This is a genomic window from Massilia cellulosiltytica (assembly GCF_047325105.1).
Lineage (GTDB): Bacteria > Pseudomonadota > Gammaproteobacteria > Burkholderiales > Burkholderiaceae_D > Telluria > Telluria orientalis.
This window is the reverse complement of the sequence record NZ_CP168562.1, coordinates 1,717,899-1,732,222: the sequence shown is the minus strand read 5'-3', so window position 1 is coordinate 1,732,222 and position 14,324 is coordinate 1,717,899. Positions and strand designations below refer to the sequence as shown.

Here is a 14,324-nt window from a genome sequence, read left to right as displayed (position 1 = left end):
GCTGGCCGGGCGCACCCCACAAAAAAGAAACCGCCTGCGCATTGCTGCGCCAGGCGGTAAATCCAAGTTTGCACTTGGAGGAGACAGAGGAGACACGCGCCCGAAGGCGCTGAATCAGGATGGCAAATTGGGACGGCGGCCGCGCCTGCAAGAGGGTAGGCGCATATATTTTTTCCCGTCGACTTGTAGGCCTTGTCGCACAATCACTGCTAGACTGCCCGCCATGGATACCGACCTCCACCTGCGCACCTATGGCGCCGACATCGTCACCGACCGCCACGTGTTCGCCCAGCTGGTCCTGCCCGTGAGCGGCGCCGTGCTGCTCGACATCGAAGGCCGCCGCGGACGGCTCGACCCGCTGCGCGCCGCCTGCGTCGCGCCGAATGCCTGGCACGCCCAGTGCGGCATCGGGACCAACCAGTCGCTGATCCTCGACGTCGAACCGGCCGCCATGGCGCACCCGGCCTGGGACCGCATGCTCGACCGCCCGTTCATGAGCCTCGGCCCGGGCGCGCGCAAGCTGGTCGAATTCATGGGCGTGATGCGGTCGCAGTCCTTCGATCGCGGACTGCTGCGGGGCTGGGTCCCGCTGCTGCTCGACACCATCGCGCTGGACGCGCCCCGCCCCGCCTCGCGCCTCGCCGCGCTCATGGCCAGCGTCGAAACGGAGCCCGGTCTCGCCTGGACGACGGATTCGATGGCGCGCCACGCGGGCCTGTCCGTCAGCCGCCTGCACGCCCTGTTCCGCACGGAACTGGACACGAGTCCGCACGCGTGGCTGCGCGGCGTCCGCCTGGCACGCGCACAGGCATGGCTGGCGGACACGCCGCGTTCCATCGCCGAGATTGCGCTGGCGGCAGGCTTTTCGGACCAGAGCGCGCTGACGCGGGCGCTCCGGGATGCGACGGGGATGACGCCTGGGGCGTATCGACGGGCGAATCGGCATGGCTGAGCGTGTGATGTCTTGCGCACGGCTCCTTGCGGTCGTGGCCGGCCTTGGCTGCAGTTCGCCTGTGCTGGCGGATCCCGTGCCGTTTGCCGGACTCTGGCTCGCGGACGACCAGGCGGCATCGCCCTACACGACGCTTACCGTGAAGGGCGACACCATCGCCTGGCATGGGCGGGACAAGTCGGTGCCCAAATGCGTGCGCCAATTCGCGGTACGACAGGAAAAGCCGGGAACGGTGTACGTGAACGCGCGCGGCACGAAGTTCGTCGCGGGGGCCAAGGGCAGCATACCGACCTATCTGCTCCAACTGGATGACGGTACCTGCGGCAGCGGTGGCTCGGCGGTGCGGATCAATTATCCATTGATCTACGATACCCAGCATATCGAATTGATCGAGTATGCGGCCGGAAAGCCCATCGGGGCGCGGCGGTTTCATCGCAAGAAATGAAAGCTGCGGGCCGCAAACCGACGCTTCGAAAGCCTGTTGAAGCGTAGCCGGCGCAGGCGATTCAATTTCGCTCAAGGTGAAACTGGATCGCCGGCATGATAGCCCAGCGTCTCGGCGCTGACGAGCGTAGTGGATATCGGCAGCTTTACTCCCAGGTTCACGAGGGGGATCAGAATTTGGTAGTCGACAGCTTCGCAATCGGTATCGGGTTTGCATATCCGGGCACGAACGATGCGAATACAGGTATTGGATGGGCCTGTTGCGCTGCCATAAGGATTTGCCAGGCAGTTGTGACGGTTCTTGCCGGGGCTGCCGGGCATGGATCCGGCCGAGATGGGTTCGTAAGTCGTCGTGCCGTCCTGTTTCAGGTACAGGTAATCGATGCGGATGTGCTGGTCAGTGATAGGCGCACCGAACGGAAGTTCTCCTGGGGAATCTCGAAAAATCGCGTGCTGCTTCGCACGATCCAATTCGGTGGTGTCGCGCCAGTCGATATTGGCGGCGGCTCTCGCTGCGCTCCGGGTGACCTCGGCAAGTGTGTTGTACATGTACATTACCCGGGCGATCTCGATGGTGCCGAGTACGACCGTGAAAAACAGAAGCGCAACCAGCGCAAATTCAACTGCTGCCACGCCGCTCTGTGCGGCCCACCTCCGGGGCCGAATGGATGGTCTCCTCACCTCAGCCCCCTACATAGTCCGTTGCCATGACCGCCCTGAGAATGATTGGACTGCCATCGGTAAATAGCTCTGTAAATGGATCGAAGAACGGGTCGGAGACGGAAACGGTGACGCGTACCGAAACCTTCTTCGGGACGTCGTAGCCGTAGCACAGGTCCCAGTACGGGGTCGGGCTACCTACGTAACACAGGGCCGTGGCGCTGATACCCCCGCCGGGATTCAGTTCTGCGAGCTCATCCATTGCGATTTTCTGTGCCACGACGGCAACGGGTACCACGGGGCCGGCTGACGATGGCGCGATTTCCCGCAGTGTGGTCGCCGCCAGGAACCTGGCGCCATCATGCGCGGCCTTTTGTGCGACGGTGTAGCACCAGAAAACCCGGGCAAAGAACAACAGTCCACTTATCAGGAGCAGGAGAATCGGAAGTACGATTGCGCACTCGACGGCAACGCTGCCTCTTCCGCGCAAGGACGGTTTTCGAATCGGTGCGCTCATTGATAGATCTCCACGGGTCCGCCCAGTTGCGCGTCAGTCGCAATGCCGCCGAACTCCGCGTAGATGGCGCTGGAATCGGCCGGTATGGTCATCAAGAATTTCCCGATCCCGAGCACCGTCGCGGTAGAGCCGGTTACTGGACACGAAAGCAGGGGTATGTTCAGGACCCGTCTATTCTTGGCGCCGGGCCGGCGCGCCACTGTTGGCGGAGTCTGAAAATATGAGCTGCCACTGGTCGCGAGATAAGGTGTCGAGCTCGGATAGGTTCCAACCGTCGACGCCGAGCCATATAACTTGCTCCAGATGAGTGAAGTTGCATTGAAGGGGGTATACCCCCCGGCGGGTTCCGGTGCGGCCGGGTCTGCAACGGACGACCAGGGAACCGCGCGGGCAAAAGACCAGAGCGCTCCGTAATCCACCGCAGTCGGGTAATTCGTCGGCCCAATCTCGGCAACCGTCTGCAGCATTGCGGTAGTCGAGGTATCCGTTTTTGCAACCTGGACCGTAGCCTTCGTGGACATCCAGCTCACGCCGGCAAACGCGTATTGCTTGACATTGCTGTCCGGCGGCGAAGTGTTGACGTCGCAGGTCCCCGAATAAGGGTCAAATCGGGAGTTGAGATGACTGTAGTACGTACCAATTGGAAATGGGCTCTGGACGGCAACCGTCGCACCCGTCACTTTCGGGACGGCCATCGTTCCTGTGCAGATATACGGCTCGTAAATCGATTGGTTGAAATTGGTTGCAGCGCCGCCTGCCAATGAAACCGGGTCGACCTGGAAACTCATTGCTGTTGGCCCATTCGGATTGAGGTTCATGAGGTTATAGCCGACACCGCGGCGAAAGCCGTACTCGGCCAGTTCGTCGTATTGGGTCCCGTTCGAGTTCTGGCGCCTTGCTCTCGCCGTGGGAGACATAGCGCAAATGGCCAGCGGCGTAACCTGGAGCCGCGCCTTGCCTGCAATGGTAATGTGGCTGGTTTCGACGGAACTGAAAGATGAGGACAGTATGGGAGCGAAGAACATGTCGACTTTTCCGTAATGTCCGCTCAGCAGCCCGGTGTCCACTTTTACGAACACTAGCCCGGCTGGAGAAGCTGCCGCCTCTCCGTCGGATTTCCAGCCCGTGTTACCGTCAGGTGAAGCCCCAAATTTTATCGCGGCATTTTCCCAAGTAATATTGTTCAGATAGTCGTACTTGGGACCATTCGCCGGGTCTTCCACGACGCCCTGCGCAGCAGCCAGCGCCGCGCTGATTCCAGTGGTTGTTCCATCCAGTTTTTTCGCTGCGGCGATCGCAACGGCGTCAGCCAAGGTCTGCATTTCCACTTTACGGTTGTAAATCCGCGAGAAATCGAGAGCCAGCATAAAAAAGCCAAAAATTATGGGCAGAAGTATGGCGGTCATGATGGCAATTGCGCCGGTTTCCCGATTCATGCTGCGGCCAGCACAAGAGAACGACCCGTCTGTCAGGAAAGGGGAATGCCGATCGAGCGTGGGCATCTTTTCTTTCATCACGTTCCTCCTTCATCTGGCGATATTTGCGACAGATCAATTAAATAGAGCCAAGGTAGATTTTAAGGTTGAGCAACACTGTGGCATTGATTCCCAGCAATCTCGATTGGGATGCGGAGAACGTACAACACTGCCTGCGTCCAGGCAGCGCGCCTCAATTGGGCTGGTAACGACTGAGCCACATCAACCTTGGGCAGGCGTTTGCTTGAGGCAAATTTCGTAGGCGACCAGACTGGGGGTTCCTGTGATTCGAAAACGTCGAACCCGTCGCCCATTGACCTTGGAAAGCCATCATCATGGTTCGCAGAAAAATTGATTCGGCAACGGCAAACCTGACATTCAGCGTATTTTTCTGCTCGATTCTTGGGTGGGGCGTATTTGAAATCCTGCTTTTCCAGCACGGCGGGGGAATACGCTTGCATCTCACGGTCGCACTCATCGGCGGCATGATTTCTTCCCTCGCACTACGGAGGTGCAGGGCATGGTGGCCTGGATTCGGCAGTTCCAATCGCGGCGCCCAGGTGTCATCAGGTGGCTATAGCGGCAGCGACGTGTTGCCGTGCCTGGCGTTGGCAGGGATCGGGGGACTTTGGGGGCTGTCGATAAAATCCGGTTCCTGCACCCTTTTCACGTTCTGCATGGCTGGACTGATCTTTTTCCCCTGGTCCAGGATCAGCTTCTGCCTGCGGCACTTCTTCATATCCAGCGCAGTGTTGGCTCTGGGCGCCGGCGCGGCCCTGGTGTCTGGAGGCGTCCTGGCGCCTGGAGGGAATCCAGTGGCCCTGTTCCCCTACATGCTTGACGCATGGGCACTCTGGATTATCGCCGTTTCGCTCGTGGGGCTGACTTATCGGAAGCCTGGCGCGACAATGGCGGAAAGGGCCGAACCCGGCCGCTTGTTTCAGTAAGACAAACAGCCTGAGCCTCCATTTTTGATGATTTTTTGTTATTATTAATCATCGACACATCTTTTGGCGGCCATGGCTCTCGTGATTCACCCTGATCGACGCTCGGGAGATCGACGTACCGATGGCGTCACCGCAAAAATCCTGCGCACCATGTTCGCCATGCGGCGCAGTTTCGGCAACGCCGCCGCGAAAAATCTACTCCTGCGCAATGGCCTCGACGAGGCGCTGGTCGAGCGTGTGCTGGCCATTCCCGAGGAACGCCGCGCGCAGCGACGTCGTACAGATGAAGCGCCGTCCGGGTCCGCGGATCCGCATCCAGCGTCAACCGACGACGACGACCCGGTCACGCTCGACGCGGCAGCGATGGCGATCCTGCACCGTCTTCGCTTCGAAGCGGACACCGGCATGCACAGGATGACGATTGCCGAGTGTCCCGTTGAATTGCGCCGATTTGGCCTGATTCAGCTGGATGACGACGGCAAGCCCGTGATCACCGTGAAAGGCCGGCAGGCGCTGAAGCATTATGCCTGCGTGCGTGCGCTCAACAGCATTCAATGCGGCCTGGATGCGCCCATGATGAGCGAGGAAATCCGGACCTGGCTGGAATCGAATATGTTTTTGCAGCGTATCGGCAATGACTACCAGATCACGGAGCTCGGCAATAGCTGGCTCGAATTCAACCGGTCGATTTCGCAGAATCGGGCAGTGCTCTAGCGCGCAAGGCAGACATCGCGAGACGCGGTCAATTCGCCAGTAGTTCCAGCCAAGACACCCCGTCGCCCTCCCCCGACAATGGATGCTTTCCGCATCTGGAGCATCCCGTGACCACCAACAAAACCCTTCTCGGCATCGCGGCAGGCATCGTCGCCGGCGCGTTCTGGGGACTCGTCTTCCTGGCGCCCAAGCTGGCCGCCGATTTTCCGCCGCTGCAACTGTCCGCCGGGCGCTATCTCGCCTACGGGCTCGTCGCCGCCGTGCTCGTCGCGCCGTCTTGGCGCCGGCTGAAGGGCGCGCTCGGCTGGCGCGAGTGGCGGGCCCTCGCGTGGCTCAGTTTCATCGGCAACATCCTGTACTACGTCCTGCTGGCCAGGGCCGTGCAGACGGGCGGCGTCGCGATGACTGCCTTCGTGATCGGCCTGCTGCCGCTCGCCGTGACGCTCGTCGGCAGCCGCGAGCGCCATTCTCCGACACTGCGCGAACTGCTGCCCTCGCTGGCCTGCAGCATGGCCGGGCTCGTCTGCATCAGCTGGCAATCGCTTGCCACCTCCGGCTGGAGTTCCCTGACGGGCTTGCTGTGCGCCGGTGGCGCGCTCGTGTCGTGGACGACGTATGCCGTCAGCAACAGCCGCTGGCTCGCGCGGCTGGCCCACGTGTCGGCGCAGGACTGGAGCCTGTTGACGGGCGTCATCACGGGCCTCGAAGCGATCGTGCTGGCGGTGCCCGCGTTGTATGGCGACACACTCGTCCACACGAACGCGGACTGGCTGCGCTTCGCCGGTCTCGTCGGCGCGATGGCGCTGTTCTGTTCGGTGCTCGGCAATGGACTGTGGAACGTGGCCAGCCGCGCGCTGCCGCTCACGCTCACGGGGCAGATGATCGTGTTCGAGACCATCTTCGCGTCGCTGTACGGCTACCTGTGGGAGGGCCGCTGGCCGACGCCGCTCGAAGCGGTCGCGCTGGCGCTACTGGTCGCGGGGGTCGTCCTGTGCACGCGGGCACATCGCGAAGAAACGCGCGTCCCGACGGCGCTGGAGGCCGACATGCGCACTGGGTGAAGCACCGAACAGAGGCAGGCGGCCGCGCCGGGCACGATGGGAACCTAGCACAGGAGAACACCATGAAACGCCCAGTTAGACTGCTGAGCATGATCGCCGCCGCGGTACTGGCGGCGCCGGCATGGGCCGGCGAGATCGTCAAATGCGTGGACAGCAATGGTCACGTCACGCTGACGGACCAGCCCTGCGCGTCCGGTTCCGTCTCGACGCCCGTGTCGCGCGACTCGGGCCCTCTGCCGCCGCAGCGCCACGTGCTGCCCGCGGCCGAGCTGCCGCGCGTGACGTGGAAACGGCCGAATCTCGCGGCGCCCATGAAGCTGGCGCGCGACATCGCCACGCTGAAGGAAGCGCGGCGCATGCTGATGCTGCAGGATGCGCGCCCGCGCCTGGCCGGTTTGAATTAGAACAGGTGCTCGTCGCAGGGCGCGAATCCGAGCAGGTCGGACTCGTTGGCCGACGTACCCAGCGTGCGCACGAGCTGCAGCACGTCCTCGCCCTGGATGAAGCTGGCCGATGAACTCGCGGCGAGCAGTTTTTCCGGCAGCTGCGAACGCGCCACCGCATAGCCCTGCACGTAGTCGACGCCGATCTCCGCCAGCGTGCGGATCGTGGCCGCGTCCTCGGCCCACTCCGCGATCGTGCGCATGCCCAGGTTGCCGGCCAGGTTGACGATCGCTTCCACGATGGCCACGTTGGCCGGGTGCGCGTTGATGTTGACGATGAAGTTGCCATCGATCTTGAGCACGTCCGCCGGCAGCTCCTTCAGGTACGAGAACGACGTGTAGCCCGCGCCGAAATCGTCCAGCGCCACCTTCACGCCGAAGTTGCGCACCTGGTCGATGAAGCGGCGCGTGTTGTCCAGGTCGTGCAGCGCCACGCTTTCCGTGATCTCGATGCACAGGCGGCTCGCCACATGCGTGTAGCGGGCCAGGACTTCCAGCGTGTCCTGCACGAAGCGCTCGTCGTTGAGCGACGCGCCGGACAGGTTCATGCACACGAAGCGCGTATTGGTCAGCGATTCCAGGTTGTCCTCGATCCACGACAGCGTCGTCGACAGCACCCAGCGGTCGATCACGCCCGCACGCCCGCTCTTCTCGGCGGCGGCGATCAGCGGGCCGGCTGGGGCCACGCGGCCATCCGCCTCGCGCATGCGCAGCAGTACCTCGAAGTTCAGCGATTCGTACGGCGCGGAGAGCGACATGATCGGCTGCATCTCGAGGAACATGCCGTCGGTGGCGTCCGGACCCGACAGGCGCGCGACGAGGTTCAATTCGTTGGCGCGCTCCTGGAACGCGTTCGAACCGCGTTCGTACACGACGAGGCCTTCGTGGTGCCCGCCCTTCGCCTCGCGGCAGGCGCGGTCCGCGGTGGACACGGCGTCCTTCATCGGCATGCCCGGCGAGACTTCGATCAGGCCGACGGAGCCGCGCACGTGGAACGCCTTGTCGCCCACGCGGTACGGCGTGCCGCCGATGCGGTCGACGATGCCGCGGCAGATCAGCGACGCCAGCGGGATCGCGGTATCCGGCATGACGATGACGAATTCGTCACCGCCCACGCGGCCGATCTTCTGGCCGCCGGCCAGGGTCAGCTCCATGCGTTCGCACACCTGCTTCAGCACTTCGTCGCCGGCCGCGTGGCCGAACAGGTCGTTGATCAGTTTAAAACGGTCGAGGTCGATGTAGGCCAGCGCCAGCGGCTTGCCCGCGTTGAGCAGCTGGGCCGCGCCCTCGAACATCTTTTCGATGCCGCGCCGGTTGAAGACTTTCGTCAGCGGGTCGTTGTTGGCCATGAAGCGCAGTTGCTCGGTGGCCTGGTATTGCTCGGTGACGTCCTGCAGCACCGCCTCCACGCGGCCGCGCGCGAGCGTGGCGCTGACCATGAAGCGCTGGGCGCCGTCGCGGCTGGCGATCTGCATCTCGGCGTTGCTGCGCAGGTGCACCTGCTCCAGCAATTCCGACCACAGGCTGTCGGCGAAGAATTGCTTCCACGACGTGCGGCCGGGGACGATCTCGGTGATGCCCAGCATCTTGCGCATGGCCGGGTTGGCGCTCACGATGTTGCCGTACATGTCCAGCGTGAACAGGCCGACGGGCATCGCTTCGTAGGCATTTTCCAGCTTTTCCTGCGCTTCGCGGCGCTTCTGCGTTTCCATGCGCATCTGCTCGGCGACGGCCAGCGCGGCCAGCAGGCTCGACGCGAGCGCCGCCGTTACGCTGTTGATCACGTTCAGCACCTGGTGCATGCCGAGCGCCGCCGACACGACCTCGGCCAGCGAGGCGACATAGGTGAGCGCGAACGAGGCCGCGAACCAGCCCGCCACGCGGTTGCGCGAACGGATGATGATCGTGATGAGGCCCAGCGTCATCAGCGTGAAACCGAAGGCCATGATGACCCACAGCATCGGCAGGAACGTCCCGTACGGCATGGTGACGGCACCGATGAGCAGCGGGATGCACGCCCATTGCGTGATGCGCAGCGGGATCGCCCAGCGCGTCTTGACGAGCTCTTCGCGGAACAGGGCCTGGTACAGCGTGAGCGTGGACACGCCGTACAACGCGATCGTCAGCGAGCGGCCCAGCAGCATCCATTGCGGCGGCACGGTCATGCCCAGCCACTGGATGTCCCAGCCGGCCGACAGTCCGGCGATGCGCAGGTTCAGCAGCAGCCAGCCGGAAAACAGCACGTACAGCGGCTGGCGGTTGATGAGCGCCGTGATCAGGACGAACAGCGACAGCACGATCATGCCGCCGTCGAGCAGGCCCGACTTGCGGTGGTAGCCCTCGACGGACAGGTCGAACTGGGTCTCCGGCCATTGCACGACGTTCACGCGCGCGGGGCCGGCGAAGGTGCCGCGGCACAGGATCTCGCGCGGCAGATCGGTGAGTTGCAGGGCGAAGCCGGCCTTGGACGGATGCAGATAGGGCGTGCCCTGCTCGCGCGTGGCCATGCCGAGCAGTTGCAGGGTGGCGGCGTCCCAGCAGGAAATATCGACGGCGTGGCGCGACGGGAATTCGATGACGTCGCCGACGATGCTGCCGGGCGCGCGCGGACGCGTGCTGAAGCGGAACCACACGGGCGCTTCGGACAGGTGGGTGTCGAAGTACGACACCGGAACGGCGGCATGCAGGCGGGCGTTGGCCGCGGGCGGGCTCAGCGGAGCGGTTTCCTTCAGGACGCGGATGTCGCGCGCATCGCTGCTGCCCGACACGTACTGGCTGTCCCAGCACACGAGGGCGATGATGGAAACGACACCGATCACGATCGGAATCAGATAATAGGCGAACGCCTTGAACGTCAGGTCCAGCGCGGACTGCGCCATGCCCGGCAGTTTCCAGCGACCGGATGATGTGAATTGCATGAGTATCTGAGAAGCTCGTATCGCGGCCCGTCGGCGCGGGCGGCCGTTATCGTTTCGCAAGGATACAGCTTTACAGTAGTGCCGTCATGCAATTAATGGATCAGGCAACAAGTTCGTGCCATTCCGATGCCTGCCTTACAACACCCATCCCACCCGCATTGGGTAACGGCGGCCGCACACCGGCATGGCCCCGGACATCGATGTCCGGGTGGTGCGTGTGGCAGAAGAAGTTCAGCAGCGGATGCTGCGCGGCCGTCCAGCGCTCCTCGATCGTCGAGATGTCGAACGCCATGATCCGGTGCGGAATATTGCCCACGTGGCGCAGCGGGATGAAGCCCAGTTCCGGGAACACGTCGACGAAGGTCAGCTGTTCGTACTGGCGGTCGATCGGCGCGCGGCCGGTCGCCAGGGCCCAGTGGATGCCGTTCTGCTGGCAATACATGACGCCGGCCTTCAGCAGCGCGGTCTTGACCATGCGGCCGATGCGGCCGTTGTCCACGCCCAGGCGGCTCATCTCGGCCAGCGGCTGGCCACGCAGCCAGTCGGGCAACTCGACGGACGCTTCGACATGCAGCGGCTCGTCCAGGTTCGTCTGCATCCGGGCCGTGCCCAGTGGTGCGCCGTCCAGCTTGGATTCGGCGAGGAAAACGATTGCGTCGTCGCCGTAGTCGGAAGATTCGGGCTTGACGAGTTGCCGCGCGAAGTCCGGGACGTGGCGCGCATACGCGGCGTGACGCACGCGCACGGCTTTCCACAAGTCGGCCTCGTTGTCCACGCGGCGGATGGTGAAGGGCAGGCGTTCGGTCGGCTTGCCCACGCCGGCGGCGGGGCCTGAAACGGCGGGGCGAAGAACGCCGGGGTGGCGCATTTCCATGTTGACTCCTGTGTTGATGTTCAGAAACGGATGTTTTGAACTTTATCAACGTTGCAGGGGTTAACAAATTGTCGAAAAAGCGTGTCTTTTGCCCCTATTTCAATTTTCAATAAATCATGATCAATTTCATTAGTCTTTCATCAACATTCTTGCGGTCCCGCTAACACGGATCGAACCGCCCGGTTCCGGACCGATTTCGGCCCGCAATAACGACCGCATGCCCATGTCTTCGCCCTGCACGACGTCGATCGCGCCGCCGTGCGGCCAGCCGAGGTCGCGCAGGTAGCCGGCCAGTGCGGCCGTGCCCGCGCCCGTGGCCGGGTCCTCGTAGACGCCGCCGACCGCGAACGGATTGCGGGTATGAAAACGCTGCGCGGACTCCACCCAGGCCAGCACGATCGTCGTCAGGCCGTGCTTCGCCATCAGCGCGCGGCCCGCCTCCAGGTCGTAGCGCATGGCGGCCAGCAGGTCGCGGCTGGCCAGCGCCAGCACGAGGTGGTTCGCGCCCGCGTGGGCGAGGCCGGGCGGGATGCGCGGGTCGAGGTCTGCGTCGTGGTAACCGAACAGCATCAATGCGTCCGCGACGAGTTCCGGCGCGGCCGGGCGGCTCCACGTCGGCGGCGATTGCAACGCGGCGGCCACGCGACCGCCTTCTCGTCGCCCTTCGACCGTGATGTCGGCATCGTTCAGCGCCAGCGCATACACGCCGTCGCCGTCGCGCCGGGCCAGCGCGGCGCCGAGCGCGATCGTCGCGTGGCCGCAGAACGGCACTTCGGACGCCGGCGAGAAATAGCGCACGCGCCAGCCCTTTCCTTGCGGCTCGGCGAATGCCGTCTCCGAATAGCCGACGGCGTGGGCCAGGCGCTGCATCTCGTCGGCCGGCGGCAGGGACTCCCCGATCCAGACGCCGGCCGGATTGCCGCCGGCGTCGCCGTCCGAGAATGCGGCGATGCGAAGGATGTGCGAAGTCGTGATGGTCATGCGGTCTCCTTGTCGGGATGGATGGTCAAGGTTCGAGCACGCCGGCCAGCCGGTCGGCGAGGAAGTCGACGAGCGCCTTCACGCGCGGCGCCAGCGCGCCCTGCTTGTAGAACACGGCCCACACGGGCTGGGTCCACGGCAGCGCCGCCTCTTCCAGCACGGGCACGAGGCGGCCCGCGGCGACGTCGGCGCGCGTGAGGAAGTCGGACAGGCTGACGATGCCCGCGCCCTGCAGCGCGAGGTGGCGGACCGTCTCGCCGCTGGTGGCCGTCACGTGCGGCGCGATGCGCCAGCCCTCTTCCGTGCCGGCGCGCAGCGGCCACGTATTCAGCGACGCCGGCGCGACGAAGCCGACGAGGCGGTGCTTCATCAAGTCTTCCACTTGCCGCGGCGTGCCGTGGCGTTCGAGATAGCCGGGGGCGGCGAGCACGCGGATGCGGCTGCGGCCCAGGCGGCGGGCATTGAGCGTCGAGTCGGTCAACTGGCCGATGCGGATCGCGACGTCGGCCTTCTCCTCGATCAGGTCGACGACGGTCTCGCCGCTCGTGAGTTCCACCTGCACCTGCGGGTACGCATCGAGGAAGTCCGCCAGCTGCGGGGCGATCAGGTGATCCAGGGTCGGCGTCGCGGCGTTTACGCGCACGAGGCCGGCGGGCTGTGCGCGCGCGAGGGCGGCCTGCGACTCCGTCTCTTCCAGGTCGGCGAGGATGCGGCGCGCGCGGGCCAGCAGCCAGCTGCCTTCCTCGGTGAGATCGAGGCGGCGCGTCGTGCGGTGGATGAGGGTCATGCCGAGCTGCTGCTCCAGGCGCGAGATGGTGCGCGACACGCCGGACGGCGTCTGCCCCAGCCGCTCGGCGGCATTGGAAAACGAACCCGTGTCGATCACGGCGGCGAATGCGATCAACGCGCCCACGTCCAGCATTTTTGCTCCCAGGTCAAAAGTCTATTGTACGGCGGCGGGTTTTTCTTTGTAGACCGGCCAGAGAGAATACCTCCTCGACGCAATCAACCACGTCGCCCCTGCGAAGGCAGGGGCCCAATTTTGCGAACGTCTCGACGGCGCAAAAAACTTGGGTTCCCGCCTTCGCGGGAACGACGGCTCACAGGAGAACAATATGCCACTCGCTTTATGGGCCCTTACACTGAGCGCCTTCGCCATCGGCACGACGGAATTCGTGATCGTCGGCCTGATCCCCACCATCGCATCCAGCCTGCACGTATCCGTGCCGTCCGCCGGCCTGCTGGTGAGCCTGTACGCGCTGGGCGTCGCCATCGGCGCGCCGGTGCTGACCGCCCTCACCGGCAAGGTGCCGCGCAAGACGCTGCTGCTCGGCCTCATGCTGCTGTTCACGGCCGGTAACCTGACCGCGTGGATGGCCCCCGGCTACGCCGCCCTGATGGCCGCCCGCGTGCTGACGGGCCTCGCCCACGGCGTCTTCTTCTCGATCGGTTCGACGATCGCGACGAGCCTCGTGCCGAAAGAAAAGGCGGCCAGCGCCATCGCGCTGATGTTCAGCGGCCTGACCGTGGCCCTCGTGACCGGTGTCCCGCTCGGGACGTTCATCGGCCAGCACTTCGGCTGGCAGATGACGTTCCTGGCCGTCGCGCTGCTGGGCGTGATCGCATTCGCCGGCATCGCCCTGCTTGTCCCGCGCGGCATCGCCGGCAGCAAGCCGGCTAGCCTTCTCACGCAGCTGTCCGTGCTGAAGAAACCGCGCCTGCTGCTCGTGTATGCGATGACCACGCTGGGCTACGGCGGCTCGTTCATCGCCTTCACGTATCTCGCGCCTATCCTCGAACAGGTCGCCGGCTTCTCGTCGAACAGCGTGGGCCTCGTGATGCTCGTGTACGGCGTGTCGGTCGCCTTCGGCAATATCTGGGGCGGCAAGCTGGCGGACCGCAAGGGCCCCGTGCGCGCCCTGCAGATCGTGTTCGCGTTGCTGGCCGGCGTGCTGTTCGTCCTCGACTTCACGGCCGCGAACAAGATCGCCGTCCTCGTCACCGTGCTGGCCTGGGGCGCCGTCGCCTTCGGCAACGTGCCGGGCCTGCAGGTCTACGTCGTGCAGCGCGCCGAGCGCGATACGCCGGGCGCCGTCGATGTGGCGTCGGGCCTGAACATCGCCGCGTTCAACGTCGGCATCGCCATCGGCGCGTGGGGCGGCGGCCTGATCGTCGCGCACTTCGGCCTGATGCACACGCCGTGGATCGGCGCCCTGATCGTCATCGGCGCGCTCGCCCTCACCACGCTGGCCGGCTGGCTGGACCGGCGCGATCCGGCGCCGCAGCACGCCGTCCACGGCGAACGCGCCGTCGCCATGCATTGAATTGAAAGGAGAAA

14 protein-coding genes are annotated in these 14,324 nt (G+C 64.4%); 7 read left to right on the top strand and 7 right to left on the bottom strand.

The window, feature by feature from the left end:
* The first annotated feature begins 223 nt into the window (after positions 1-223).
* A complete protein-coding gene (locus ACEN9H_RS07710; protein ID WP_413674302.1) occupies positions 224-952 on the top strand; it encodes an AraC family transcriptional regulator in 729 nt (242 codons plus the stop codon).
* Positions 945-1,397, top strand: coding sequence for a hypothetical protein (locus ACEN9H_RS07705; RefSeq protein ID WP_413674301.1), 453 nt, complete (start codon positions 945-947; stop codon positions 1,395-1,397). Before ACEN9H_RS07710 ends, ACEN9H_RS07705 begins: the two co-directional genes overlap by 8 nt.
* Before the next feature lie 71 nt (positions 1,398-1,468).
* Here ACEN9H_RS07705 and ACEN9H_RS07700 read toward each other — a convergent pair whose 3' ends face one another.
* From ACEN9H_RS07700 to ACEN9H_RS07690, 3 genes are read right to left on the bottom strand one after another with little or no spacing between them, the layout of a single operon-like run.
* Complete coding sequence (locus tag ACEN9H_RS07700; protein WP_413674300.1) at positions 1,469-2,029, bottom strand: TadE family protein; 561 nt, start codon at positions 2,027-2,029, stop codon at positions 1,469-1,471.
* A 49-nt stretch (positions 2,030-2,078) separates the two neighbouring features.
* Entirely contained in the window at positions 2,079-2,573 is a 495-nt protein-coding gene (locus ACEN9H_RS07695; protein WP_371768145.1) for a TadE/TadG family type IV pilus assembly protein, read from the bottom strand.
* A complete protein-coding gene (locus ACEN9H_RS07690; RefSeq protein ID WP_413674299.1) occupies positions 2,570-4,087 on the bottom strand; it encodes a TadE/TadG family type IV pilus assembly protein in 1,518 nt (505 codons plus the stop codon). Before ACEN9H_RS07690 ends, ACEN9H_RS07695 begins: the two co-directional genes overlap by 4 nt.
* Positions 4,088-4,383: 296 nt before the next feature.
* Here ACEN9H_RS07690 and ACEN9H_RS07685 point away from each other — a divergent pair, with 296 nt between their 5' ends.
* From ACEN9H_RS07685 to ACEN9H_RS07670, 4 genes are all read left to right on the top strand, one after another.
* Entirely contained in the window at positions 4,384-4,995 is a 612-nt protein-coding gene (locus tag ACEN9H_RS07685; RefSeq protein WP_413674298.1) for a hypothetical protein, read from the top strand.
* A gap of 72 nt (positions 4,996-5,067) precedes the next feature.
* The gene (locus tag ACEN9H_RS07680; RefSeq protein WP_413674297.1) at positions 5,068-5,709 is read left to right on the top strand and encodes a hypothetical protein; all 642 of its coding nucleotides are present in this window, start codon (positions 5,068-5,070) and stop codon (positions 5,707-5,709) included.
* A 107-nt stretch (positions 5,710-5,816) separates the two neighbouring features.
* Positions 5,817-6,770, top strand: coding sequence for a DMT family transporter (locus ACEN9H_RS07675; protein ID WP_413674296.1), 954 nt, complete (start codon positions 5,817-5,819; stop codon positions 6,768-6,770).
* Between the two features lie 62 nt (positions 6,771-6,832).
* Entirely contained in the window at positions 6,833-7,174 is a 342-nt protein-coding gene (locus ACEN9H_RS07670) for a DUF4124 domain-containing protein (protein WP_413674295.1), read from the top strand.
* Here ACEN9H_RS07670 and ACEN9H_RS07665 read toward each other — a convergent pair.
* The 4 genes from ACEN9H_RS07665 to ACEN9H_RS07650 form a co-directional block, all read right to left on the bottom strand.
* A complete protein-coding gene (locus ACEN9H_RS07665; protein ID WP_413674294.1) occupies positions 7,171-10,131 on the bottom strand; it encodes a putative bifunctional diguanylate cyclase/phosphodiesterase in 2,961 nt (986 codons plus the stop codon). The genes ACEN9H_RS07670 and ACEN9H_RS07665 overlap by 4 nt on opposite strands.
* Positions 10,132-10,231: 100 nt before the next feature.
* Complete coding sequence (locus ACEN9H_RS07660; protein ID WP_056137164.1) at positions 10,232-11,005, bottom strand: hypothetical protein; 774 nt, start codon at positions 11,003-11,005, stop codon at positions 10,232-10,234.
* A gap of 129 nt (positions 11,006-11,134) precedes the next feature.
* Entirely contained in the window at positions 11,135-11,986 is an 852-nt protein-coding gene (locus ACEN9H_RS07655) for a PhzF family phenazine biosynthesis protein (RefSeq protein WP_413674293.1), read from the bottom strand.
* A 25-nt stretch (positions 11,987-12,011) separates the two neighbouring features.
* Positions 12,012-12,908, bottom strand: coding sequence for a LysR family transcriptional regulator (locus tag ACEN9H_RS07650; RefSeq protein WP_413674292.1), 897 nt, complete (start codon positions 12,906-12,908; stop codon positions 12,012-12,014).
* A gap of 193 nt (positions 12,909-13,101) precedes the next feature.
* Here ACEN9H_RS07650 and ACEN9H_RS07645 point away from each other — a divergent pair, with 193 nt between their 5' ends.
* Positions 13,102-14,310 carry an MFS transporter gene (locus ACEN9H_RS07645; RefSeq protein WP_413674291.1) on the top strand — a complete coding sequence of 403 codons (1,209 nt, stop codon included), beginning with the start codon at positions 13,102-13,104 and terminating at the stop codon, positions 14,308-14,310.
* Positions 14,311-14,324 lie beyond the last annotated feature (14 nt).